Source organism: Rhizobium sp. RU36D (genome assembly GCF_900176345.1).
Lineage (GTDB): Bacteria > Pseudomonadota > Alphaproteobacteria > Rhizobiales > Rhizobiaceae > Allorhizobium.
Map to the genome: position 1 here is coordinate 96,190 of NZ_FWXU01000006.1, position 24,695 is coordinate 120,884.

A 24,695-nucleotide genomic window follows, 5' to 3' on the forward strand; every position below is an offset into this window, starting at 1 on the left:
ATTAAAGCACCACTTTCGTGCTTTTCAAGATGCAACATGGTGATTTTTCAATTTTACGATGAATGCGCTGCGGGAGACGATACTGCTTTGCATCCACATCCGGGCACCAGCCCGTCTTTTCGGATGTTGGAACGGGCGCGTGTTAACGTCTCGATCAAAGGCTGAACAAAGCAGCGACGAATCGCTATCGACGACATCTTCCGCCTTTGTTCACGGCAGTATCTGGTATAAAAACAAATTGTTAACCATAGGAAACAGAAGAAGCCGCCTTGGTTGGCGGCCTCTCTGTCTGCGGATCTTAACGATTGTCGAACCGGTAGCGGTCAGACGAAGAACTGGCCACCATTGGCGGAGATGGTCGAGCCGGTGATGAAGCCGGCATCGTCGGAGGCGAGGAACACCACGCAGCGGGCCACTTCTTCCGGCTCGCCCAAGCGGCCAACCGGGATCTGCGGCAGGATACGATCCTTCAAAACATTTTCCGGGATGGCGCGGACCATTTCCGTGCCGATATAGCCGGGGCAAATGGCGTTGACGGTGATGCCCTTGGCTGCGCCTTCCTGAGCAAGCGCCTTGGTGAAGCCGAGGTCGCCGGCCTTGGCGGCGGAATAGTTCGCCTGGCCCATCTGGCCCTTCTGGCCATTGATCGAGGAGATGTTGATGACCCGACCGAAATTGCGCTCGCGCATGCCGTTCCAGATCGGATGGGTCATGTTGAAGACGCCATTCAGATTGGTGTTGATCACCTCGTTCCACTGCTCCGGCGTCATCTTGTGGAACATGCCATCGCGGGTGATGCCGGCATTGTTGACGAGAACCTCGATCGGTCCGAGCGCGGCCTCCACCTTGGCAATGCCTTCAGCGCAGGACTGGTAGTTCGACACATCCCATTTGAAGACCGGAATGCCGGTTTCGGCCTCGAAGGCCTTTGCCTTCTCGTCATTGCCGGCATAGTTGGCGGCTACTTTGTAGCCTGCTGCTTTCAGCGCCGTGCTGATCGCTGCCCCAATCCCACGGGTTCCCCCGGTCACCAATGCCACCCTGCTCATACTGTTCTCCCCTTGGGTTATGGAATGTGATGGGGCTTTTCTGTTGAAGCCCTAAAGCGAAAAGCCCCGCGCAACGGAGTTGAGCGGGGCATTGGTCGATCACATGGCTTCCAGGCACATGGCGACGCCCATGCCGCCGCCGATGCAGAGGGTTGCCAGACCCTTCTTGGCGCCACGACGCCGCATTTCGAACAGCAGCGTGTTGAGGATGCGTGCGCCCGATGCGCCGACCGGATGGCCGATGGCAATCGCACCGCCATTGACATTGACGATCGAGGTATCCCAGCCGAGATCCTTGTTGACGGCGCAGGCCTGGGCAGCGAAGGCCTCGTTGGCCTCGACCAGTTCCAGATCGTTGACCGACCAGCCGGCCTTCTGCAGCGCCTTGCGGGACGCCGGGATGGGGCCGGTGCCCATGATCTGCGGATCGACGCCGGCGGTTGCCCAGGAGGCAATGCGGGCGAGCGGCCGGATGCCACGGCGAACGGCTTCCGCCTCGGTCATCAGAAGCGCTGCAGCAGCGCCGTCATTGATGCCCGACGCGTTGCCGGCGGTAACCGTGCCTTCCTTGTCGAAGGCCGGCTTGAGCTTTGTCATGGATTCGAGCGTGGCGCCCAGACGAATGTATTCGTCCTGTTCGACGATCACGTCGCCCTTGCGGCCCGGCACCACGACGGAGACGATCTCGTCCTTGAAGCGGCCTTCCTTCTGGGCAGCTTCGGCCTTGTTCTGCGAGGCGAGCGCGAAGGCGTCCTGGTCGTCGCGAGAGAGCTGCCACTGACGCGCGACGTTTTCTGCCGTCGTGCCCATGTGATAACCGTAGAATGCGTCGGTGAGACCATCCTTGATCATGGTGTCGACCATCTTCATGTCGCCCATCTTGGTTCCCGAACGCAGGTGGGCGGCATGGGGCGCCATGGACATGGATTCCTGTCCGCCGGCGACGATGATGGTGGCATCGCCGGTTGCGATCTGCTGCATGCCGAGGGCGACCGCACGAAGGCCGGAACCGCAGAGCTGGTTGAGGCCCCAGGCGGTTGCTTCCTGCGGAATGCCGGCCTTCATGGCGGCCTGGCGGGCAGGGTTCTGGCCCTGGCCAGCGGTCAGGATCTGGCCGAGAATCACTTCATCGACTTCCTTGGCATCCACGCCGGCCCGCTCCAGCACAGCCTTGATTGCGACTGCGCCCAGTTCATGCGCCGGCAGGTTGGCAAAAGCCCCATTGAAGGAGCCGACGGGTGTGCGCGCTGCACTGGCGATGACGATGGACGAACTGCTCATGGATGTCTCCTCGTGTTTTGCTTTGCAGCGAATCTGGCAAAGCTTGGCGCTGGAGTCAAACACGAAGACGCTGCTATCTCTCGTTCCTTGGTTGCGCGACAAAGGTCGCAGCATCGCAGGGTGCCGCATCGCACAAAGAGATTGTCACCGCCCTTCCTTTGCGATTACACTCCTGATGGGAAGAGCAAAAACAACGATATGACGGGGTCAGGAGACAATCATGGCAAAAGCCGATGGCGAAATCGTGATAAAGAAATATGCCAATCGCCGCCTCTACAATACCGGGACCAGCACCTATGTGACGCTGGAGGACCTGGCCAAGATGGTGAAGAAGGGAGAGGAATTCACCGTCCAGGATGCCAAGTCCGGAGAAGATATCACCCATTCCGTCCTGACGCAGATCATCTTCGAGCAGGAGTCTAAGACCGGCAACACGCTGCTGCCGATTTCCTTCCTGCGCCAGCTCATCGGATATTACGGCGACCAGATGCAGATGGTGGTGCCGAGTTTCCTCGAGCACTCCATGAAGGCCTTCACCGAGCAGCAGGTTCAGATGCGCGAGCAGATGACACGCGCCTTTGGCGAGACGCCGCTGACCAAGAACCTGCAGGCGCCGATCCAGTTGATGGAAGAGCAGGTGAAGCGCAACACCGAGATGTTCCACCAGGCCATGCAGATGTTCTCGCCCTTCATGGGCCAGCAGGCTCCGAAGGAGCCTCGCAAGGCCGAGGCCAAGGACATCGAGGAGCTGAAAGAGCAGCTGCGGACGCTGCAGAACAAGCTCGACAATCTCTGAGCTCGTCCTCGGGCCAGTGTGCCCGTTTTTATTCCTGACCTGACCAGATGCCGCCCCTGAAGGCGGCATTTTTCGTCGTGGCGGATCAGAGCCCGATGGAGACGTCGCGGTTCGCCGCCTTGATCGAGATGGTAAAGCCGCTGATCACATCGATGAACGCCACCACCATCAGGATGAAGAAGATGTGGGTCGCAGCATCGCGCACCAGCAGGAACTCGACCAGGAAGGCGATGAAGACCAGCATGGACAGCATGTGATTGATCAGCGCGCTATTGCCGCGCCAGGCCGACTTGATGATTTCGAAGAACAGCAGCAGCAGGCTGATGAGAATGAAGAGGTCGCCCAGCGACAGGGTCCAGCGCGCCCCTGACAGCATGGACAAAGCGAAGATTTCGCCATCAAGGGCCGGAATGCCGCCCTGGCCAAATAGCCCCAGCATGGCGAGGTTATAGAGGACGAAGGGAATGATCATCAGCGGTATGGCAGCAAGCATGACTGTCTCCGGCTAGGTCCGGAAGCGCCGATGACGCTTCCCATCAGTGTGGTCGATCAACCGACCGTCATTGCCATTAACGCATGTTGCGCGGCGACAAAATGACCAGCAAAAAAGAAAAAGCCCGGCGAACCGGGCTTTTTCAGGGATAATGCAGAAAAACGCTTATGCGCTTTCCTTCGGGGTCAGAACCTGACGGCCGCGATACATACCGGTCTTCAGATCGATATGGTGCGGACGGCGCAGTTCGCCGGAGTTCTTGTCTTCGACATAGGTCGGAGCCTTGAGACCGTCAGCCGAGCGGCGCATACCGCGCTTGGACGGGCTTGTTTTTCTTTTCGGTACAGCCATTTCAACTACTCCACATGACGGGCAAAACCTGCACGTCGGCCACCTGAGAGGCCGGTCCGTACATGTCTCGATCTCGGAATTTGGCGCGCTTATACATGTCCGTCAGGGGTTTGACCAGTCCCCATTACGTTTTTTTGACATGGGGGCCGTGTCAGGCCTCATCGGCAGCGACGATCCAGGTTTCGGCAAGCGCCGCGTCGCGCCATTTGATCCAGGCGGGGTCGGTCTTCATCGCTGCCATATAGTCCAGCGTTTCCGGGTCGTCCGTCAGTTCGTAGGTGTCGAAGCGGTTGACCACAGGCGCAAACATGGCGTCTGCGCCGGAGAAAGCGCCGAACAGGAACGGGCCGCCAGAACGCTGCCGCATCTCCCGCCAGATCGTGGAGATGCGCGCAACATCGTCCATGACACCCTCGGGGAGCGCGATGGAGCGCCGGTGCCGGCGGATGTTCATCGGGCAGGCGCCGCGCAAGGCACGAAAGCCCGACAGCATTTCCATGGAGATGGAGCGCGCCAGGGATCGGCTTTCCCTGTCAGCAGGCCAGATCCCGGCGTCAGGGAAAAGCTCGGCCGCATATTCGATGATCGCAAGGGATTCCCAGACCCGGAACTCGCCGTGCTGCAGCAGGGGAACGCGGCCCGTCGGCGAAAACTCCCGGAACAGCGGATTGCCGCCGGTGTCATCGAAGGGAATGAGCTTCTCGTTGAAGGCGATGCCGCAGGCGGTCAGCGCGATCCAGGGTCGCATGGACCAGGACGAATAGTTCTTGTTGCCGATGTAAAGGGTAAGATCGCTCATGTCTGGCCCGCTCCGTACAAGTGATGGTTCGAAGATTTACGAGAAGGCGTCAGTCCGCACCAACGAATTTTGCGAACCTCAGTCATAAAGACATGTGATGTAATCGCCGGCACCACGGGCGCGGCGCTCCACGACGGCAGCCAGACGATTGAGGCCACGACCGGGCTTGCTGGCAACCCGCGTGATGGGATTGGGCAGGGAGACGGCGAGCAAGGCGGACTGGCGCGGCGTCAGCTTCGATGCGGGCACCTTGAAATGATGGCGGGCGGCCGCTTCGATGCCGTAGATGCCGGGGCCCCATTCGGCGATGTTGAGATAGATCTCCATCATCCGCTGCTTTGACCAGACGAAATCGGCGGCGATTGCCAATGGCAACTCCAGGCCTTTGCGAATGAAGGACCGGCCATTCCACAAAAACAGGTTCTTGGCGGTCTGCATGGGGATAGTGCTGGCGCCGCGGGTGGCCTCGCCCGCAAGCGCGTCGTCCACCACACCCTTCATCTGTTCCCAATCGACCCCGCCATGGGCGCAGAACTGACCGTCCTCGGACATCATCACCGCGATCACGACATTCTTGGAGATGTCGTCGAAGGCCACCCATTGCCGGTCATAGCCACCGGTAACGAGATCGGCCAGCATCAGCGTCGAGACGGGCCGGAGCACCGGCGGCGCATAGAGAAGAATAAGCACATAGGGCAGCAGCAGAAATGCCAGGATCAGCAGAACGATCCGCCGGATCAAGGGCCAGCGCCGCTTCTTCTCGGCAGGGGGCGTCGCCTCCTCGCTTTCGTCCTGCTGCTGCTCCTCGTCGATCGACACGCTGCCCCGTCCCTGGTTGGTCTTGAGGCTTTCATAGCGCCGGTTGCCGGCCATGGCCAGAGGCTGTCGCAACGCCAATTTCGTGGGATTGCCCCGTTGCCACCCGGTTCGGCCCGTGCCACACAGCGTGCATGACTGTCACGACCCCTGATTTCGACCTTCGTCTCCGACAGGTAGCCGCCGATTTGGAGGCTCTCCTGACGGACCTGCTCTCCGATAGCCCGCGCGCGGGAGAGATCGCCCGTCCCGTGCCGCTTCTGTCTGCCATGCGCCATGCTGCGCTTGATGGCGGCAAGCGGCTGAGGCCGTTCCTGGTGGTGGAAACTGCGGCTCTGTTTGGCGGCAATGAAAAGGCAGCGCTCAGGGTGGGGGCCGCCCTGGAATGCCTGCATTGCTATTCGCTCGTGCATGACGACCTGCCGGCCATGGACGACGATGATCTGCGGCGCGGCAAGCCGACGGTGCATATCGCCTTCGATGAAGCGACCGCCATCCTCGCCGGTGATAGTCTTCTCACCTATGCCTTCGATATCATTGCCGCAGCGGAGACCGAACTGCCGGATCACGCCAAGGTGGCGCTGACGCTGGAACTGGCGCGCGCTGCCGGGGTAGGCGGCATGGCCGGCGGCCAGGCGCTTGATCTTGCTGCGGAAAAGCAGACACCGGATGAAGCCGGCATCATCACGCTGCAATCGATGAAGACGGGTGCCCTAATCCGCTATGCCTGCGAGGCCGGCGCCGTCATCGGCGGGGCATCTGCAGAGGAGCGGGGCCGGCTGCGGCAGTTTGGGGCGCTGATCGGGCGTGCGTTTCAATTGGCGGATGATCTGCTGGACCTGACCAGCGATGCTGCAACCCTCGGCAAGGCCGCCGGCAAGGATGCCGCCCGTGGCAAGGGCACGCTGGTGGGGCTTAAGGGACAGGCCTGGGCCGAGGCGGAGCTGACGCGGCTCGTTTCGGAGGCGGGTGCAATTCTTGCGCCCCACGGAGAAAAAGCCGCTGTCCTGCTTGAGACAGCCGCCTTCGTTGCCAACAGGAAGAGTTGAGATGAGCAAGTTCTGGTCTCCGATGGTCGCCGGCCTGAAACCCTATGTGGCGGGCGAGCAGCCGCGCATGGCGAACCTGGTGAAGCTCAACACCAACGAGAATCCTCGCGGTCCTTCGCCCAAAGTCCTGCAAGCCATTCGCGCTGCTGCGACCGATGATCTCAGGCGCTATCCCGACCCTTCGGCGCTGGCGCTGCGGGAAACGATTGCCCGCTATTGTTCTGTTGGTGCTTACGAAGTCTTCGTCGGAAATGGCTCGGATGAGGTGCTGGCCTTTGTGTTCGCAGCTTTGCTTCGGCATGACCGGCCGCTGCTTTATCCCGACATAACCTACAGCTTCTATCCAACATATAGTCAGCTATTTGAGATCGAGACGGTGCAAATCCCGCTGGCGGATGATTTCACCGTCCGTCCTAAAGATTATCGCATAGCCTGCGGTGGCATTATCATTGCCAATCCCAATGCGCCGACCGGCATTGCCATGCCGCTTGCCCAGATCGAACAGCTGCTGCTTGATCATCCGGAACAGGTTGTCGTGATCGATGAGGCCTATGTGGATTTCGGCGCCGATAGCGCCGTATCGCTCGTGCCGCGCCATGACAATCTGCTTGTCGTGCAGACCTTCTCGAAATCCCGCTCGCTGGCTGGCATGCGGATCGGCTTTGCCATCGGCCAGCGCCCGCTGATCGAGGCGCTGGAGCGGATGAAGGACAGTTTCAATTCATATCCGCTCGACATGCTGGCGCAGGCGGCCGGGGTGGCTGCGATCGAGGATGAGGCGTGGTTCCAGTCCTGCCGTCGCGAGGTGATGGACAATCGGACGATGCTGACATCCGAACTTGTCAGTCGTGGTTTCGAGGTGCTGCCCTCCAGCGCCAACTTCGTGTTTGCCCGTCATCGCGACAGGGATGGAGCCGATCTGGCCAAAGGTTTGCGCGATCATGCCGTCATCGTGCGGCACTTCGCCAAGCCCAGGATTTCACAGTTCCTGCGGATCACCATCGGCACATCGGAAGAAAGTCGGAGGCTTCTGGAGGCACTGGATCAGATCCTCTGAGCGCTCTGTGTGGCCTCTTTACTTCCGGATGGCCGGGCTTAGGATGGCGCTGACTTACCGCCAATCAGCCGAGACCTCCATGCAGGACGTATTAAACAATCTGCCGCAGATCATGGCGGCCTACATGGTGTATCTGGTTGCGGTGCTGAGCCCAGGACCTGCCAATCTGGCGATCATCGGCACCTCGATCAGTCAGGGGCGCCGCGCCGGCATGACGATTGCCGCAGGTGTCTTCGCCGGTTCCTTTACATGGGCCATGTCTGCAGCGCTGGGGCTTGCGGCTCTGTTGAACACCTATGCCTCCTTGCTCGAAATCCTGAAGATCGTCGGCGCGCTCTATCTCATGTATCTCGGCTACAAGGCGCTGCGTTCGGCCATGCGCAAGGACGAAACCAGCATCGGTTTCGGTCCGGCAGCCCCGCAGACAGCCTGGCAGACATTTCTGCGTGGCTATGGCATCCACCTGACGAACCCCAAGGCCATCTTCGGATGGGTCTCCTTCATCTCGCTCGGCCTGCCGACTGGCGCCTCGCTTGAGGCCGTGGCCATTCTCGTCGGGGGCTGCCTGCTGACGGGCTTCACCACCTTCATGACCTATGCGATCCTGTTTTCAACGCCGGCCGCCTTGAAAGGCTACAAGGCGGCACGGCGTTGGATCGATGGCATAATGGCGCTTCTGTTCGGCGCTGCCGCTTTCAAGCTGATGACGGCCCGTCTCTAACCTAACAATAAAAAAGCGCCCGGTCGTTCGACCGGACGCTGTTTTCAGGCCATTTCATACGGCTTAGCGGCAACGCGCTTCGTAGGTGCGGCCGTAGCGGTCACGGTAGAGGCAGTAGCCTGAACGTTCCTGCGACTGGCCGATCAATGCCCCTGCCGCACCGCCGACGACCGCGCCAACAGCAGCACCGCCGACCGAATTGGTGGCCACGCCACCGATGACCGCACCCGAAGCTGCGCCGATCGAGGCGCCGCGTTCTGTGGCGGTGCAGGAGGCCAGGGAACCGGCCGAAGCGATCAGGAGAAGCGAGATCAGAACCTTTTTCATGACGATTAATCCTTGGAAGTTGAGGTTTTAGATACGGCCCATCAGAAGCAGGATGATGAGGATCAGGACGACGAGGCCGAGACCGCCGGAAGGACCGTAACCCCATGCGCGGCTATGACCCCAGGTCGGCAAGGCGCCGATCAGAAGCAATATGACGATGATAAGCAGTACTGTGCCGAGCATGTGGACCTCTCCTTGGCTTAACCAGGCTTTATTGTCGGACTAGAAACGCCAAGTGGGCGATTTTGTTCCATCTTCTTGACAATGCGGTTTTCAGAGCCCCCGCTCCGGCCGTTTCGCCCGCCATCTTTGGCTCCTTTCCCGTATGTGCCATGGTCGCCTTTGCAGCCGGGCGCATGGCCAAAAAGCGGGTTGCGGATGAAGCGGGAGAAGAGGCGGTCGACTTCCGCCTGCTGCTCGACCATGACGAGATGGCCTGCCTTGCCGAACAGCACCGTCTGTACATTCGGAATGAGACGGGACAGGCGCAACTGATGCGATGGCGGGACAATGGCGTCGCGTGCGCCGACCATATTGAGGACTGGCGCCTGGATATGGCGCAGTCGGTCGATATGCGAATTCTGCTGGATCCAGTTCACCAGGGCGCCGATGTCCTGCGGCCGCGCACGCTGCAGATGGTTGCGGACGTCTTCCATCATCGCGATGGCCTCGGGATTTTCCCAGGGGCAGGTCTTGTCGTAGACGCAATCGATCGAACCCCAGCGGAATTGTTCCGAGGTCGATATCCAACGCCGGAAGAGATAGACGAACAATTGCGGGCCGATGCGCGGCATGCGCAAGAGGCGTGCGGCTACCCGCTCGCGGCCTTCGAAACGTCCACAGGCAAAGGCGCCCATCAGAACGACGGCACGCACGAGATCCGGACGATGGGCGGCGAGCAACAGAGAGATGAATCCGCCGGTGGAATGCCCGACGAGCGTCACCGGGCGTCCGGAAAAATCCTGTTCGATGGCGGTCGCATAGGCATCGACGATCGCTTCGGTCGTCAGCGGCAGTGCTTCCGGGGTCAGAGGCCAGGGATGATGACCGGGGAGGGGATAGGCGACCGTATTGTGCTGAAACACTTCTGAAGGCGCATAAAGGCGCCAGAAAACCGGTGCCATGGCCAGGCCGTGGATGGCGACGAAGTTCTGACCTGATTTGCGAGAGAGCCATTCGGCCGGGGGACGGGTCAGCATGTTGATTGTACCTCGGCCCGATCAACGCGGTCCGCGAGGACAAGTTCCTTTGACGCGTGGGAGCAGTGACAAAATTCAGGACGCATTGAGGTGCTGCATGCTCACGACAGGCATTAATCTGTCGCTCGGTTGCTTGCCCGATGTGCTACTAGATATAGTAGGGAACAGATCGGGAAAGCCTCGGAGTCAGCGATTCGTCCGTGATTCGTTCTGGCTTTGACCACAGGAATTTCAGGCGCAGCGTTTAACGCTATCAAACGGATAATATTAAATTTCATTAATATTTACATATTGTTAATCGCGTGCGGGATTTCTCTCTGGCGTTCGTGTTTGGGGCAGAGCCCGGGCTCAACGCGTTGCAAAACCGTCGAGTTGGCGATTCAGCATCTCGTGGGCGAGATTAACGTATCAATCTATATATAGCGGCGAACAAATGCGGAATCAGAGCGAGTCAGTGATTCGTCTCTGATTCGTTCGCTTGGTGTTCTGACTCATAACGGGTGCTGGCCGAGGGCGGCAGTTTTGAGTTGAAATAACCCCATCGACCAACAAAATCGGGACCTTCGCCGGCTTATGCTTGCCTTTGGGGCAGATCATCGCCATGTGTTCGCTAGGCCGTTGGGTACCGGTCGCCCATCCGGCGCAGTTGCGCACCGGATGGGCGACCGGCACAGGTCCGCATCGCGGAAACGTCCTTGTGCTGTCTGGAGCGGGAATTTGAATTCGCAACCCATGATCTTGAGCGGCCGCGGCGTCATCGCTGTGCTGGGGCCGACCAACACCGGCAAGACCCACTATGCGATCGATCGCATGGTGTCACACGGCTCCGGCATTATCGGACTGCCGCTTCGCCTGCTGGCGCGCGAAGTTTATACGCGGGTTGTCGAGCGGGTGGGTGCCGCGCATGTGGCGCTGGTGACCGGCGAGGAAAAGATCTCTCCACCCAATGCGCGCTTTTCCGTCTGCACGGTCGAGGCCATGCCGCGGGAAACCAAGGCTGCCTTTGTTGCGATCGACGAAATCCAGTTGGCGGGCGATCTGGAGCGCGGGCATATCTTCACCGACCGGCTAATGCATCTTCGGGGACGCGAGGAGACGCTGCTTCTCGGGTCGGCCACCATGAAGCCGATCCTGCAGCACATCCTGCCGGGTATTACGGTCATTGAGCGGCCACGCCTCTCGCAGCTGTTCTATGCTGGGCAGAAGAAGATCACCCGCCTGCCGCAGCGCACGGCGATCGTCGCCTTTTCCGCCGACGAGGTCTATGCCATTGCCGAGCTTATTCGCCGCCAGCGCGGTGGGGCAGCCGTGGTTCTCGGGGCGCTGAGCCCGCGCACGCGCAATGCGCAGGTCGGTCTCTACCAATCTGGAGACGTTGAATATCTTGTCGCGACCGATGCAATCGGCATGGGGCTCAATCTCGACGTCGATCACGTGGCCTTTGCCCAGGACCGGAAGTTCGACGGCTATCAGTTCCGCAATCTCAATCCAGGTGAACTGGGGCAGATCGCTGGCCGGGCCGGGCGGCACCTCAAGGACGGCACCTTCGGCGTCACGGGTCGGGTCGATCCGATGGACGAGGAGCTTGTCGAACGGCTGCAGTCGCACGAGTTCGACCCGGTGAAAGTCCTGCAGTGGCGCACGGCGCGATTCGATTTTTCCTCGATCGATGCGCTGCGGCGAAGCCTCGATGCCGCTCCGAAAGTCCAGGGGCTGGCCCGTGCCTTGCCGGCTATCGATCAGCAATCCCTGGATTATCTGGCGCGCTATCCTGAAATCATCGACATCACCACGACGCCGCAGCGTGTCGAAAAGCTCTGGGAAGCCTGCGCGCTTCCCGACTATCGCCGCATTGCGCCGGCCCAGCATGCCGACCTGATCTCGAGCCTTTATTCCGATCTCGTGCGTTATGGCACCGTGAATGAGGATTTCATGGCCGAGCAGGTGCGTCGGGCGGATCGGACCGATGGCGAGATCGACACACTCTCGGCGCGAATCGCTCAGATAAGAACATGGACTTATGTGTCGAATCGCCCCGGCTGGCTTGCCGATCCGACACACTGGCAAGAAAAGACGCGGGAAATCGAAGATCGATTGTCCGATGCGTTACATGAAAGGTTGACGAAACGCTTTGTTGATCGCAGGACATCTGTGCTCATGAAGCGCTTGAGAGAGAATGCGATGCTGGAAGCTGAAATCAGTGTGAATGGCGATGTCTTCGTGGAAGGACATCAGATGGGGCAACTGGCCGGTTTCCGGTTTACGCCTATCTCGGGCACAGAGGGGCCCGACGCCAAGGCGATCCAGGCTGCGGCCCAGAAGGCGCTTGGTCTGGAGTTCGAGGCCCGCGCCGCGCGTCTTCACGCCTCCGGCAACAACGACCTTGCGTTGTCGTCTGACGGTCTGGTGCGTTGGCTCGGCGATCCCGTCGCACGGCTGACCGGCAGCGACCACGTGCTGCATCCCCGGGTGATCCTGCTGGCTGACGAGCAGCTGACCGGAAATGCCCGCGATCATGTCGCGGCCCGCATCGAGCGCTATGTCAATCATCACATCTCCACCGTGCTGAAGCCGCTGGACGATCTGTCGCGCGCCGAAGACCTGCAGGGCCTTGCCAAGGGCCTGGCCTTCCAGCTCGTCGAGAATCTGGGCGTGCTGTTCCGTCGCGATGTTGCCGATGACGTGAAGTCGCTGGACCAGGAGGCCCGCGCCTCGATCCGCCGCTATGGCATCCGCTTCGGCGCCTATCACATCTTCCTGCCGGCCCTGCTGAAGCCGGCGCCGGCTGAGCTGATCACCATGCTCTGGGCGCTGAAAAATGACGGCCTGGACAAATCAGGCTATTGCGACCTGATCCCGATCCTGGCTGCCGGGCGCACCTCCGTGGTCACTGACCCGACCTATGAGCGCACCTTCTACAAGCTGGCTGGTTTCCGTTTCCTCGGAAAGCGCGCCGTGCGCATCGATATCCTCGAGCGTCTGGCCGATCTCATCCGTCCGCTGCTGCAGTGGAAGCCCGGGCAGAGCGCTCGTCCTGATGGCGCTTATGACGGTCGGCGTTTTGTCACAACGACGGCCATGCTCTCCATTCTCGGCGCAACGCCCGACGACATGGAAGAAATCCTCAAGGGTCTCGGCTATCGCGCCGACAGCGTCACGGCCGAGGAGGCGCAGGCTTTCCTGGCTGGGCAGGCCGCGAGCGCCCCGACGACCGCACCGGCCGAAGGTGTGGCTGCCGAGCCGGCTGAAAAGGCTGATCACGACGATGCGGATGCATCGGGTGAAGAGACATCGTCCGATGCTGTAACCGAAAACGCTGCTGATGCCTCCGTTTCCGTGGAAGCGCCCGAAGCTGCCCCTGTGGCTGCCGAAGCCGCTGCTGCGGATGCCGCGCCGGTCGAGGCAAAGCCGGTGCTTCTGTGGCGTCCGGGTGGCGGACGCAGCGAAAACCAGCGTCATGGTCGTCCGCAGGGCGATCGCAACAATCGTGGTCAGGGCCAGGCCCGCAATCGTGGCGGCGAAGCTGCAAGCGGTGAACCGCGTCGCGACGACCGCCGCCGTGATGGCGGTGCTGGAAGGCCCGCGCATGCCGGTCAGCCCGGCAAGCCGCGCCGTGACGAGGAGCAAGGGCAGGGCGCACGTCGCCCTGACAAGGGCGGGTCGGAGCATCGTGGCGAACGCCAGGATCGCGGCGACCGCAAGGATAATCGTCCCGGCCGCAACGATCGCAATGACCGGGGTGGCAAGTCGCAGCCCATGCAGTTTGAGGCGCGTCCGCCGCGCAAGGAAAAGGCAATCGATCCGGATTCGCCCTTTGCCAAGCTGGCCGCTCTCAAGGAGCAGATGAAGAAGTAACGCGATGGTCGAAAAACAGCCAGAGAACGGTTCGCGCCAGCGCATCGACAAATGGCTGTTTTTCGCCCGCTTCTTCAAGTCACGCTCGATTGCCCAGGAACAGGTCAGCCAAGGCCGTATTCTTGTCAACGATACCAAGGTCACCCAACCAAGCCATCTTCTTAAATCCGGCGACCGGCTGATCATTTCCCAGGAACGCCGAGATCTGATCATCGTGGTGCGGCAAGCCGGGACGCGCCGTGGGCCGTATGAAGAGGCCAAGCTTCTCTACGAGGATCTGACACCGCCCGAGACGCCGGAAGACAAACTCTCGCGCTTCGATCAGGCGACGCGAGAGCCGGGTGCCGGTCGGCCGACCAAGAAAGAACGCCGCGCGATCGATCGCTTGATGAGCGACGAGTGAAAGGCTGGACGTTCAGCCTCAGATCAGGCTCTTTTCCAATCCGCTGTCATAGGCTGTCATGCCGCCTGAGCCGGGACGCTCGTGCAGGGAAAAGACTTCTTCCGTCAGATATGGTCCGCCACCCACCGACTCCCGCGACGACAGAAGCACGAAGCGGCTGACGGTGAAGGGCGTGGTGTGGAAATCGCTCCGGCCTGAGAGATAATGGACCACCTCATCGACGCGGGAGGATTTCAGCCGGGCAAGGGTCACATGCGGCGTGAACTTGCGCGGGTCGGACGGCAGGCCGATACGTTGGCAGATCCGCTCGATTTCCCCCTGCAGGGCGAACATCTCGGGTGATGGCGTCACGCCGGCCCAGATGGAATGGGGCTTTTTCGATCCGAAGGAGCCGACGCCGTTGAGGCTGATCTGGAATTCCGGTCGGTCGATCCGGTCAAGCCGGTCAACGATTTCATCTGCGGTGCGGCCATCGACATCGCCGATGAAGCGCAGGGTGATGTGGTAGTTCTCCACATCGATCCATCGGGCCCCGGGGAGGCCTCCGCGCAATAAGGACAGGCTCAAGGCCGCATTGCGCGGAATTTCGAGGGCGGTAAACAGTCTCGGCATCGCGAGCTCCCCGAATCTTTTGCAGATGCTAGCAGCGAATCATGCAATGCACATCCGCGCAAGCTGTTATTTCATTTGCGCTGGATCGACTCCACGAACTCTCTGGCGAGAGGCAGCATGCGCTCCGCCATGACGCCGACGCCCTTGGCATTGGGATGCATGCCATCTTCGAGCTGCAGCCCCGCCTGGGTCACCACCCCATCCAGCACAAAGGGGTAGAGCAGCAGGCCATGCTTTTCCGCCAGGCGCTTGTAGAGCGGGTTGAAGCGCTCGGCATAATCGCCACCCATATTCGGCGGCGCGAGCATGCCGACCAGCAGCACGGAAATGCCGCGCGCCTTCAGCCTGGTGATGATGTCATCCAGGTTTTTCTCCGTCTGCTCCGGCTGTATGCCGCGCAGGGCGTCATTGGCGCCCAGTTCCAGGATGACGCCATCGGTGCCATCCGGAACGGACCAGTCGATGCGGGCAAGGCCGCCCTGGGTCGTGTCGCCGGAGACGCCGGCATTGTCGATTTTCACGTTCACGCCCGCCTCACGCAATTTTGACTGGAGCTGTGCTGGAAGGCCCTCATTCTCGGCCAACTGGTAGCCGGCCATGAGACTGTCGCCGAATCCAACCAGGTTCACGGTCTTTTCCTGGGCGGATGCAGGGATGGTGATCGCGAGGAAAGCGGCGAGGCCGACAGCAAATCGCATGAGTACCGGTTTAAATCGCATGGGACCTTCCCTAAATTGTGCCGCAGCTAAACGACCGGGGCGTCTCTCCCCGTGAACCATAGATATAGGGCGATCGGGCTTGAGAAACACCATCATCGAATTGAAGAAAGCGGATTTGACCCTCGGGAACCAAGCCGCGACCGTCCATGTGCTCAAGGGAATAGACCTTGAGATCGGCAAGGGTGAGGCGGTCGGTATCGTCGGACCCTCCGGCTCGGGCAAGTCGACCCTCTTGATGGTGCTGGCCGGTCTGGAACGCCTCGATAGCGGCGAGATCTGGATCAACGGCGCACCGCTGCATACGCTTTCGGAAGACAAGCTCGCGGATTTCCGCGGCCGGAACATCGGCATCGTCTTCCAGTCCTTCCATCTCATCGCCAACATGACGGCTCTGGAAAACGTGGCCGTTCCGCTTGAGCTTGCCAATGCGAAGAACCCGTTCGAGACGGCCCGCCGAGAACTCGAAGCGGTGGGCTTGGGCGAGCGGCTAAACCACTATCCCGGCCAGCTTTCTGGCGGCGAGCAGCAGCGCGTAGCAATCGCCCGGGCGCTTGCGCCCTCTCCCTCTGTTCTGATCGCGGACGAGCCAACCGGCAACCTGGACAGCGATACCGGCCGGCAGATCGCCGATCTCCTGTTCTCCAAGCAGGCAGAGCGCGGAACGACGCTGGTGCTCGTGACCCATGATCCGTCGCTTGCAGCGCGATGCACGCGGCAGGTGAAAGTGCGATCCGGCATGCTGGAAGCCAACACTGTTTCGGCGGCCTCCGTGGCGGATGTCGTGCCCGCATGAGCTCTTTTGCCACCCGCTTCTCCACCGCCCTGACCATTGCCCTTCGCGAATTGCGCGGCGGTTTGCAGGGCTTCTACATCTTCCTGGCCTGCATCGCGCTTGGCACCGGCGCCATTGCTGCCGTCAATTCCGTGTCGTCCTCCATCGTGGAAGCGATTGCGACGCAGGGCCAGTCACTGCTGGCAGGCGACATCCGGTTCGAGCTTAATAATCGCGAGGTGACCGAAGAGGAGCGGCAGTTCCTGGAAGGTGCCGGCACGCTGTCTCGTTCCACCGAGCTTCGGTCCATGGCACGACTGCCAGATGGCTCCGACCAGTCCCTGGTCGAGGTGAAGGGTGCTGACGACCGTTATCCGCTCTATGGCACCGTCGACACGGAACCGCAGGCGCCGCTCTCGCAGCTGTTTGCGCGTGAGGGAGACGTGTTCGGCGCCATCGCGGCACCGCTGCTTCTGGATCGGCTGGGTCTATCGGTCGGCGACGAGATCCTGCTCGGCAATGCGAGGCTCAAGATTACCGCCCGACTCGTCAAAGAGCCAGATGCGATTTCTGATGGTATCGGCTTTGCCCCGCGGTTGCTGACAAGCCGGGACGCCCTGCAGGCTTCTGGCCTTGTCCAGACGGGCAGCCTTGTGGAGCATGTCTACAAGCTTCGGCTTGCTGATCCGGACTCGGCTGCCACCTTGGCAACGACTGCGCGGGAAAAGCTGCCGAATGCTGGCTGGTCTATCCGCACCAGCCGTCAGGCCGCACCGTCTCTCACCGAAAACGTCAATCGCTTCTCGCAATTCCTGACCCTGGTGGGTTTGACCGCGCTGATCGTTGGCGGTGTCGGCGTTGCCAATGCCGTGCGCGCCTTCCTGGATTCGAAGCGCACTGTCATCGCGACGCTGAAATGCCTGGGAGCGCCGGCGTCGATCGTGGTGATGGTCTATCTGATCCAGATCTCGCTGATCGCCTCCGTCGGCATATTGGCTGGCCTCGTCATCGGTGCCGTTTCGCCGATGATTGCCGCGCAATACCTGGCGCAGGTGCTACCGATTTCGGCTGCGCCGACATTGCATCCCGGTGCCCTAGCGCTGGCGGCATTCTTCGGCGCGCTGACGACCCTTGCCTTCGCCGTCATGCCACTTGGCCACGCAAGGGAAGTTCCGGCAACCGCGCTGTTTCGCGAGCAGGGTTTCGAGGCGCGGCGCCTGCCTTCCTGGCCTTACGTGCTGGCGGCCGGACTGGCGCTTTCGCTTCTGGCCGGTGTCGCGATCTGGACCGCCTTCGACCGGCGTCTGGCGATGATCTTTATCGTCGCGATGGCTGCGGCCTTTGCCATTCTCCGGGTGGTCGCCGTCGTCGTGGCGGCCTTGGCGCGGCGCAGTCCGCGTCCGCCGTCTGCCGCCTTGCGGCTGGCCGTGGGCAATATCCATCGGCCGGGTGCGCTCACACCATCCGTCATCCTGTCGCTCGGCCTTGGGCTTGCCCTGCTGGTGACGTTGTCGCTGATCGACGGCAATCTCCGGCGCGAGCTGACGGGTAGCATTCCCGACAGGGCACCGAATTTCTTCTTTGTCGACATCCAGTCGGCGGAGGTGGAAGGTTTCCGCACGCTGCTTCGGTCGAAATCGCCTGAGGGCAAGATTTTTGAAGTGCCGATGTTGCGCGGCCGCATCCTTGCCTTCAACGGCGCGGATGTCACCAAGATGGACGTGCCGCCGGAGGGCCGTTGGGTGCTTCGGGGCGATCGTGGCATCACCTATGCCAAGAACAAGCCCGAGAACTCCACTGTGACCGCGGGCGAATGGTGGCCTGCTGACTATAGCGGCGAGCCGCTGGTCTCCTTCTCTGACGAGGAGGCACGGGAACTCGGCCTGAAAATCGGTGACACGGTGACGGTCAACGTGCTCGGCCGCAACATCACCGCCAAGATTTCCAATTTCCGCAAGGTGGAATGGGAATCGCTGTCGATCAACTTCGTCATGGTGTTTTCACCCAACACATTTGCCGGCGCGCCGCATGCCTGGCTTGCCACGCTGACGGATCCCGCCGCGACACCACAGCTCGAAGGCGACATCCTCAAAACGGTGACCAACACCTATCCGACGATCACCAGCGTTCGCGTCAAGGATGCGCTCGATGTGGTGAACGACCTCGTGGGGCAGTTGGCAACCGCCATCCGTGCGGCCGCCGCCATCGCGCTGATCGCCTCGGTGCTGGTGCTTTCCGGAGCGCTTGCCGCGGGCAACAGGGCGCGCACCCATGATGCCGTGATCCTGAAGACGCTCGGGGCAACGCGTGCAACGCTGATCCGCGCCTTCACATACGAGTATCTCTTGCTGGGCGTGACGACGGCACTGTTTGCGCTGTTGGCGGGTTCTGCCGCCGCCTGGTTTGTGGTCTCCCAGATCATGAAGATACCCTCCGTCTTCCTGCCGGAAATCGCGCTGGGCACGCTCGTGGTTTCGCTTGTCCTGACGATTGGAATAGGACTTGCCGGTACATGGCGGGTGCTTGGCCAGAAGGCAGCGCCGGTTCTGCGAGAACTCTGACAGGTTGACAGCTGTCACCGGATTAAATCTTTGTAAGAAGGCACGCCAAACGGCCTTCTGACGGACAACCCGCCGCTTTTTGCGCGGGTTGCTCTTGTTCCCCGTGCATTAAAGCATCATATTCGCTTCAGGCATGCTGGAGCTCCGCAGCGGCGCCTGACGATCGATCGTCCTCGCACCGTCAACACCTCGGAGCTTGTAAAGAGGAAATTATGTCTGATCTTCGTAACTACCAGAACCGGATGACGCCCGCTGGCGCTCAGTCGGCGACGATGATTGATGAAGGTCTGCGCGCCTATATGCTGAAGGTTTACAACCTGATGGCGCTCGGCCTTGCAATCACCGGCGTGGCCGCTTTCCTGAGCTTCCAGCTCGCCTTTGCTGACGGCCAGCTGACCGCCTTCGGTCAGGCCATCTATGTGAGCCCGTTGAAATGGGTCGTGATGCTGGCGCCGATCGCGCTGGTATTCTTCATGAGCTTCCGCATTAACTCCATGAGCGTCTCTGCCGCGCAGACCACGTTCTGGGCCTATGCGGCTCTGATGGGCCTGTCGCTGTCGTCGATCTTCCTGATCTATACGGGTCAGAGCATCGTCCAGACCTTCTTCGTCACGGCGGCTTCGTTCGGCGCTCTGTCGCTCTACGGCTACACCACGAAGCGTAACCTGTCGGCCATGGGCTCATTCCTGATCATGGGCCTGTTCGGCCTGATCATTGCCTCGCTGGTAAACCTGTTCCTGGCATCGTCGGCGCTTGATTTCGCGATCTCCGTGATCGGTGTGCTGATCTTTGCCGGCTTGACGGCGTGGGATACGCAGAAGATCAAGGAATCCTACTTTGAAGCCGATAGCGGCGACGTCGCAGGCCGCAAGGCTATCATGGGCGCCCTGCAGCTCTACCTCGACTTCATCAACCTCTTCCTGTTCCTCCTGCGCTTCCTTGGCAACCGCGAGTAACGGGCAAGGTCGGTAGGACCAGAGTTTTCGGGCCGCATCGCTTCGATGCGGCCTTTTTCATGCACTAGACATGTACGCCCATCGGTCCGATGGCACAGCGAGGAGCCCAGATGAAGCAGCCGAGACTGACTGAGCAGACGATCGCCGAAAGACTTGCCGAGGTGCAGGACTGGCAATTGACTGAAGATGGCAAGGCTATCACCCGCAGCTTATCCTTCGGGAACTTCATTGAGGCTTTCGGCTTCATGACCCAATGTGCATTGGTGGCCGAGAAGATGAACCATCATCCGGAATGGTCGAACGTCTATCGACGGGTCGATATCCTGCTGACGACCCATGATGCCGGTGGGTTGACGGAACTCGACTTCAAGCTGGCGGCGGCGATGGACAAGGCAGCCGCGCGTCGCGGCTGACAGGACAGGATTGTGGTCCCGCGATTGAAATGGGCAGGACCTGGGACCATATGATTCAATGGTACTTGAGGAAGCCACGATGGATGATGTGAAGATCGGTGAAATTCTGCTGCCCGGCGACGAAGACACGCAACGGGACCAGGAGCAGCAGGTCAAGGCAAAGTTCTGGCCGACGATGAAGCGGGCCATCCGTCGCATTCCGTTTTCACGCGATGTGGTCGCGGCCTTCTACTGCGCCACGGATTCCCAGACACCTCTGAGGGTCCGCGGCGTCTTGCTGGCGGCGCTCGGCTATTTTGTGCTGCCGATGGATGCCTTGCCGGATATCTTCGCCGTGATCGGTTTTACCGATGATATCGCTGTCTTGACCGCAGCCTTTGCTCTGGTCAACAGGCACATCCACGAGCGCCATTACGAAGCGGCGGATCGGGCGCTGGCGGAGAACGATCTCAAGGATTGAGCTCCTGTCTTGGTCGTGACTTCACGCCTGCGTGACTCGCCCGTTGTGCGGACGCTTTTGTCATGGGGGCCTAACTCTCGCCCGATTCCTTGTGTTTCAACTTGAACACATGTTCGGCGCCGGCACCTGCTTTCCAAAATGGTCGAATTCGTCGCGGCAGACACAAAATGAGGCGTTCCAGGCGCTCATTTGCTGTCTCGTTGACGGTTTGGTAACCAAAATTAAGTCAAACTGAATGCGGTTATGATTTGGAAAGCTCGGCTCACCCGGTTCGGGCGGAGGACGGCAATACAAACGGCAGGAAATCATGTTCGCACGCACTATCGCCATCGCACTTTCTCTCACGCTGGCCGGCGCGACGGGCGTCTTCGCCCAATCACCTAGCCTCATCAAGCAGTTCAGTGCTTGGGGCGCCTATTCCTACAAGGCGGGCAACGGGACGGTCTGCTATGTCCTGTCGGTGCCCAAGACCAAGGAGCCGGCGTCGGTCAATCATGGTGATATCTTCTTCATCGTGTCGCAGCGCCCGGGACAGAACATCGCCTACGAACCGCAGGCTATGATGGGCTATCCCCTGAAAGAAACATCCAAGGTCAACGTCACAATCGATTCCAAGAATTTCGTCATGTTCGTCAAGGACACGGCGGCCTGGGTGGAAAATGCCGCCGAGGAACCGGCCCTGGTGGCGGCCATGAAGAACGGCAAGGAAATGTCGGTCAAGGCGACATCGTCGCGTGGCACGGCAACCAACTACACCTACAGCCTTTCCGGGATCTCGGCTGCCTTGAAGCAGATCGAAGGCTGCAAGTAACTCCCAGGGCCATGACAGAAAATTTGAAGGCCGGCACATCGCATTGCCGGCTTTTGCATTTGCGGCGCATGCCATTGTAGCGCTTGCCGTGATGCACCATATTCCAGGTGACGCCGGGGCAAAGAGATGCTAAAGCGCCGGCCTTGGATGCGATATGCCGGGCGACGGGATAATCAGAGCGAGCCGATGCTCCTCGAGAATGCCCAGGTTCCGTGAATAGCTCAGTGTTTCTTTTTCCGCGACTGCTGCTTCTCCCAGGGCTTCCACCGTGGGAACGCGAAGGTCGTGCCGAAGGGTTTTGATGATATGGCAGTCATGGATGCGACGGTAGAAAAGCAGACGGCAAAGCCCGTCCTGCCGCAGAAATCGGGGATGACCGAGAAGCCCGTTCTGATCGGCCTGTCGCGCGAGGATCTTGCAGCGGCGCTCAAGGAACGCGGCGTGCCGGAGCGCCAGATCAAGATGCGGGTCAGCCAGCTATGGAACTGGCTTTATGTGCGCGGCGTATCCGATTTCGATGCCATGGCCAACGTCTCCAAGGACATGCGGGAGATGCTGAAGGCGCATTTCACCATCGCGCGTCCTGAGATCGTCGAGGAGCAGATCTCCAATGACGGTACGCGCAAATGGCTGTTGCGCTTTCCCGCGCGCGGTGCCGGCCGGCCTGTCGAGGTCGAGACCGTCTATATTCCCGAAGAAGGACGCGGGACGCTCTGCATTTCCAGCCAGGTCGGCTGCACGCTGACCTGTTCCTTCTGCCATACCGGCACGCAGCGCCTGGTGCGAAACCTCACGGCCGAGGAGATCCTGTCTCAGCTTCTTCTGGCGCGCGACCGTCTCGGCGACTTCCCCGACCGTGACGTGCCGCAGGGCGGCATGATCCCTTCGAGTGATCGCAAGATCACCAACATCGTGATGATGGGCATGGGAGAGCCGCTCTACAATTTCGAAGAGGTCAAGAAGGCGCTGCTGATCGCCTCAGATGGCGATGGCCTCTCGCTGTCCAAGCGCCGCATCACGCTTTCCACCTCCGGTGTGGTTCCGGAGATTTACCGGACCGGTGAAGAGATCGGCGTTATGCTCGCGATTTCGCTGCATGCCGTTCGCGATGACCTGCGCGACATGCTGGTTCCGATCAATAAGAAGTATCCACTGGCTGAGCTGATCGAAGCCTGCCGTGCCTATCCGGGTCTTTCGAATGCGCGTCGCATCACCTTTGAATATGTGATGCTGAAGGACGTCAATGACAGCCTTGAAGATGCCAAGCGGCTGGTGCAATTGCTGAAGGGCATTCCGGCCAAGATCAACCTGATCCCGTTCAATCCGTGGCCGGGCACCAACTACCAGTGTTCCGACTGGTCGCAGATCGAGAAGTTTGCGGATTTCATCAATGCGGCTGGCTATGCCTCGCCCATCCGTACGCCCCGAGGCCGGGATATCCTGGCGGCTTGCGGCCAGCTCAAGTCCGACTCCGAGCGCATGCGCAAGACCGAGCGGCTCGCCTTTGAGGCGATGATGATTGTCGGCCACGGCGAAGACGATTGAGCTGATAGGGCTGCCCTACCGCGCCTGCGTCAACAGTATCTTTGCGGCGAAGATCGAGAAGACTCCGGCAAAGGTGTAGTCGATACCGCGCAGGACCCGTCGGTTCGCCTGCAGCCAGCCCGACAGGAAGTCGGCGCCGAAGATGATCGCCACGCCGAGCGGCAGCGACAGGATGATCGACCAGATCCCGAGGAACAGCAGCTTGCCCTGCACATGGGGGTCTGAAGCGCTGACGAATTGCGGCAGGAAGGTCATGAAGAACAAAATGACCTTCGGGTTGAGCAGATTGACCCACAGCCCGTTCAGAAACGCCTTTGTTGCAGAGGTTTCGCTAGCGCCCTCGGCGCGCACGACGAAGGCGGAACCATGCCGGACCGCCTGGATTGCCAGCCAGAGCAGATAGGCGGCGCCCCCTGTCTTCAACAGCGTGAAAGCGGTTGGCGATGCGACGATCAGCGCCGAGATGCCGAAGGCCACCAGTACGGTGTGAACGCAGATGCCCAGGCTCGTGCCGGCCAGCGTCATGAGGCCGATCGACCTGCCATCCCTCAGCGAACGGCTGATCCACAGAGTCATGTCGGGACCCGGCGTAATCGCGAGGGCAAAGATGGCGGCGCTGAAGGCCATAGTCGTGGCAAGATCGGGAACGAAGTCCATGGGGCATCCGCGGGAATGGAGTTTGTTACCGCTTCCTTACCGACCTTCACGCGCCTTGCCAATCACTCCTTGCCGGCTTGCAGGTAGCTCGCGAATTTTTCCTTGTAATCGTCATGCCAGCGCGACAAGGGCGGACGGTTTTCAACGATGTCGCCGATGGCCCATTGCATGCGCAACTCATCAGTCCGGCGGTCGACGTCATTATCCGGGCAGAGAATGTAGAAATCGCCGCGCGCGAGGCTTTCCAACATGAATTCCACCGTCTGTTCGGGCGTCCAGGCGGCTGCGGGCTTTTCGGTCCGTCCGTTTGCGGTCAGCCCGGTATAGACGAAGCCGGGGATCAGCAGATGGGCCGTCACCTTGCTATCCCTGGTGTTGCGCAACTCATGCTGCAGGGCTTCGGTGAAGGTCTTAACGCCCGACTTGGAGACGTTGTAGGCGGGGTCGCCGGGCGGCGTCGTAATGCCCTGCTTGGAGCCGGTGTTGATGATCAATGCCGGTTCGCCATGGGCGATCATGCCAGGGCCGAAGATGCGGCTACCATGGATCACGCCCATGAGGTTGACGGCGAGCACGTTTTCCCAATTGGCGTCCGGTCCAAAAAGCGCGCTGCCTGGCTGGATGCCGGCATTGTTCATAAGAACATGCACGCGGCCGAAACGCTGGATGACGGCCCTTTCCAGGGCTTCCAGTTCGTCCTTGCGGCTTACGTCAGTGGGAATGCCAACCACGTCGGTCGCTCCATTGGGGGCGAGCGCGGCCACTTCCTTCTCAGCCTCTGCGAGCCTGTCGCCGACGAGATCGGCAATCACGACGCTCATGCCGCGGGCAGCAAAGACCTTGGCGGCGGCAAGCCCGATACCGGATGCTCCGCCCGTGACGACGGCGACATTCGATCTGGCAATAGCAGGATGAATACTGACCATATAGCGCATCTCCTTTGGGCCGTTTGGTGTTCGCACCGGTTTTGATATGGTAAGGTGCAAAGCGAAG

General features: G+C 60.5%; 26 protein-coding genes. 13 read left to right on the forward strand and 13 right to left on the reverse strand.

Translation table 11 applies throughout. The features are described from left to right. Window positions 1-323: 323 nt before the first annotated feature. Window positions 324-1,049: a beta-ketoacyl-ACP reductase gene (locus B9A97_RS09480; RefSeq protein WP_084365085.1), complete on the reverse strand. Its 726-nt coding sequence runs from the start codon at window positions 1,047-1,049 to the stop codon at window positions 324-326. Window positions 1,050-1,148: 99 nt separating this feature from the next. Then, complete coding sequence (locus tag B9A97_RS09485) at window positions 1,149-2,330, reverse strand: acetyl-CoA C-acetyltransferase (protein ID WP_084365086.1); 1,182 nt, start codon at window positions 2,328-2,330, stop codon at window positions 1,149-1,151. A 220-nt stretch (window positions 2,331-2,550) separates the two neighbouring features. Between B9A97_RS09485 and phaR the strand changes: the two genes are divergently transcribed. Then, entirely contained in the window at window positions 2,551-3,126 is a 576-nt protein-coding gene (gene phaR / locus B9A97_RS09490; RefSeq protein WP_084365087.1) for a polyhydroxyalkanoate synthesis repressor PhaR, read from the forward strand. Between the two features lie 85 nt (window positions 3,127-3,211). Here the strand turns inward: phaR and B9A97_RS09495 are convergent, their stop codons facing one another. The 4 genes from B9A97_RS09495 to mtgA form a co-directional block, all read right to left on the reverse strand. Beyond that, complete coding sequence (locus B9A97_RS09495) at window positions 3,212-3,619, reverse strand: hypothetical protein (RefSeq protein WP_084365088.1); 408 nt, start codon at window positions 3,617-3,619, stop codon at window positions 3,212-3,214. A gap of 165 nt (window positions 3,620-3,784) precedes the next feature. Beyond that, complete coding sequence (gene rpmF, locus B9A97_RS09500; RefSeq protein WP_007604390.1) at window positions 3,785-3,970, reverse strand: 50S ribosomal protein L32; 186 nt, start codon at window positions 3,968-3,970, stop codon at window positions 3,785-3,787. 151 nt (window positions 3,971-4,121) lie between these two features. Continuing rightward, a complete protein-coding gene (locus tag B9A97_RS09505; RefSeq protein ID WP_084365089.1) occupies window positions 4,122-4,769 on the reverse strand; it encodes a glutathione S-transferase family protein in 648 nt (215 codons plus the stop codon). A 78-nt stretch (window positions 4,770-4,847) separates the two neighbouring features. Beyond that, window positions 4,848-5,642, reverse strand: a complete 795-nt coding sequence (gene mtgA, locus B9A97_RS09510; RefSeq protein WP_084365090.1) for a monofunctional biosynthetic peptidoglycan transglycosylase — start codon at window positions 5,640-5,642, stop codon at window positions 4,848-4,850. A gap of 77 nt (window positions 5,643-5,719) precedes the next feature. On the opposite strand from mtgA, the gene B9A97_RS09515 reads away from it, so the two are divergent. The 3 genes from B9A97_RS09515 (at window position 5,720) to B9A97_RS09525 (ending at window position 8,412) form a co-directional block, all read left to right on the forward strand. Beyond that, window positions 5,720-6,634 carry a polyprenyl synthetase family protein gene (locus tag B9A97_RS09515; protein WP_084365091.1) on the forward strand — a complete coding sequence of 305 codons (915 nt, stop codon included), beginning with the start codon at window positions 5,720-5,722 and terminating at the stop codon, window positions 6,632-6,634. 1 nt (window position 6,635) lies between these two features. After that, window positions 6,636-7,691, forward strand: a complete 1,056-nt coding sequence (gene hisC, locus B9A97_RS09520; RefSeq protein WP_084365092.1) for a histidinol-phosphate transaminase — start codon at window positions 6,636-6,638, stop codon at window positions 7,689-7,691. 79 nt (window positions 7,692-7,770) lie between these two features. Continuing rightward, window positions 7,771-8,412: a LysE family translocator gene (locus tag B9A97_RS09525; RefSeq protein WP_084365269.1), complete on the forward strand. Its 642-nt coding sequence runs from the start codon at window positions 7,771-7,773 to the stop codon at window positions 8,410-8,412. A gap of 63 nt (window positions 8,413-8,475) precedes the next feature. On the opposite strand, the gene B9A97_RS09530 is transcribed toward B9A97_RS09525, so the two are convergent. The 3 genes from B9A97_RS09530 to B9A97_RS09540 are packed head-to-tail and all read right to left on the reverse strand — an operon-like array spanning window position 8,476 to window position 9,938. Then, window positions 8,476-8,739 (reverse strand): glycine zipper domain-containing protein, encoded by a 264-nt coding sequence (locus B9A97_RS09530; RefSeq protein WP_084365093.1) that lies wholly within the window; start codon window positions 8,737-8,739, stop codon window positions 8,476-8,478. Window positions 8,740-8,766: 27 nt separating this feature from the next. Further along, on the reverse strand, window positions 8,767-8,922 hold the full coding sequence (locus B9A97_RS09535) for a DUF3309 family protein (RefSeq protein WP_084365094.1): 156 nt from the start codon (window positions 8,920-8,922) through the stop codon (window positions 8,767-8,769). A 17-nt stretch (window positions 8,923-8,939) separates the two neighbouring features. Further along, window positions 8,940-9,938: an alpha/beta fold hydrolase gene (locus B9A97_RS09540; protein WP_084365095.1), complete on the reverse strand. Its 999-nt coding sequence runs from the start codon at window positions 9,936-9,938 to the stop codon at window positions 8,940-8,942. Between the two features lie 732 nt (window positions 9,939-10,670). Between B9A97_RS09540 and B9A97_RS09545 the strand changes: the two genes are divergently transcribed. Both B9A97_RS09545 and B9A97_RS09550 read left to right on the forward strand, forming a co-directional pair. Then, window positions 10,671-13,793: a helicase-related protein gene (locus B9A97_RS09545; RefSeq protein WP_084365096.1), complete on the forward strand. Its 3,123-nt coding sequence runs from the start codon at window positions 10,671-10,673 to the stop codon at window positions 13,791-13,793. A 4-nt stretch (window positions 13,794-13,797) separates the two neighbouring features. Then, complete coding sequence (locus B9A97_RS09550) at window positions 13,798-14,196, forward strand: RNA-binding S4 domain-containing protein (protein ID WP_084365097.1); 399 nt, start codon at window positions 13,798-13,800, stop codon at window positions 14,194-14,196. An 18-nt stretch (window positions 14,197-14,214) separates the two neighbouring features. Here the strand turns inward: B9A97_RS09550 and thpR are convergent, their stop codons facing one another. After that, complete coding sequence (gene thpR / locus B9A97_RS09555; RefSeq protein WP_084365098.1) at window positions 14,215-14,808, reverse strand: RNA 2',3'-cyclic phosphodiesterase; 594 nt, start codon at window positions 14,806-14,808, stop codon at window positions 14,215-14,217. A 71-nt stretch (window positions 14,809-14,879) separates the two neighbouring features. Beyond that, complete coding sequence (locus B9A97_RS09560; protein ID WP_084365099.1) at window positions 14,880-15,527, reverse strand: arylesterase; 648 nt, start codon at window positions 15,525-15,527, stop codon at window positions 14,880-14,882. A 79-nt stretch (window positions 15,528-15,606) separates the two neighbouring features. Between B9A97_RS09560 and B9A97_RS09565 the strand changes: the two genes are divergently transcribed. The 7 genes from B9A97_RS09565 to rlmN all read left to right on the forward strand — a co-directional run bounded on the left by B9A97_RS09565 (window position 15,607) and on the right by rlmN (window position 23,045). Continuing rightward, complete coding sequence (locus tag B9A97_RS09565; protein WP_084365100.1) at window positions 15,607-16,320, forward strand: ABC transporter ATP-binding protein; 714 nt, start codon at window positions 15,607-15,609, stop codon at window positions 16,318-16,320. Further along, a complete protein-coding gene (locus B9A97_RS09570) occupies window positions 16,317-18,860 on the forward strand; it encodes an ABC transporter permease (protein WP_084365101.1) in 2,544 nt (847 codons plus the stop codon). Before B9A97_RS09565 ends, B9A97_RS09570 begins: the two co-directional genes overlap by 4 nt. A 212-nt stretch (window positions 18,861-19,072) precedes the next feature. Continuing rightward, the gene (locus B9A97_RS09575) at window positions 19,073-19,816 is read left to right on the forward strand and encodes a Bax inhibitor-1/YccA family protein (RefSeq protein ID WP_084365102.1); all 744 of its coding nucleotides are present in this window, start codon (window positions 19,073-19,075) and stop codon (window positions 19,814-19,816) included. Between the two features lie 110 nt (window positions 19,817-19,926). Next, window positions 19,927-20,229 (forward strand): 4a-hydroxytetrahydrobiopterin dehydratase, encoded by a 303-nt coding sequence (locus B9A97_RS09580; RefSeq protein WP_084365103.1) that lies wholly within the window; start codon window positions 19,927-19,929, stop codon window positions 20,227-20,229. Between the two features lie 79 nt (window positions 20,230-20,308). Further along, window positions 20,309-20,689: a YkvA family protein gene (locus B9A97_RS09585; protein ID WP_084365104.1), complete on the forward strand. Its 381-nt coding sequence runs from the start codon at window positions 20,309-20,311 to the stop codon at window positions 20,687-20,689. 307 nt (window positions 20,690-20,996) lie between these two features. Next, window positions 20,997-21,500, forward strand: a complete 504-nt coding sequence (locus B9A97_RS09590; RefSeq protein WP_084365105.1) for an invasion associated locus B family protein — start codon at window positions 20,997-20,999, stop codon at window positions 21,498-21,500. 372 nt (window positions 21,501-21,872) lie between these two features. Next, entirely contained in the window at window positions 21,873-23,045 is a 1,173-nt protein-coding gene (rlmN, locus tag B9A97_RS09595) for a dual-specificity RNA methyltransferase RlmN (protein ID WP_179145262.1), read from the forward strand. A gap of 15 nt (window positions 23,046-23,060) precedes the next feature. Here rlmN and B9A97_RS09600 read toward each other — a convergent pair whose 3' ends face one another. Further along, a complete protein-coding gene (locus B9A97_RS09600; RefSeq protein WP_084365106.1) occupies window positions 23,061-23,702 on the reverse strand; it encodes a LysE family translocator in 642 nt (213 codons plus the stop codon). A gap of 62 nt (window positions 23,703-23,764) precedes the next feature. Continuing rightward, window positions 23,765-24,628 carry an SDR family NAD(P)-dependent oxidoreductase gene (locus B9A97_RS09605; RefSeq protein WP_084365107.1) on the reverse strand — a complete coding sequence of 288 codons (864 nt, stop codon included), beginning with the start codon at window positions 24,626-24,628 and terminating at the stop codon, window positions 23,765-23,767. Window positions 24,629-24,695 lie beyond the last annotated feature (67 nt).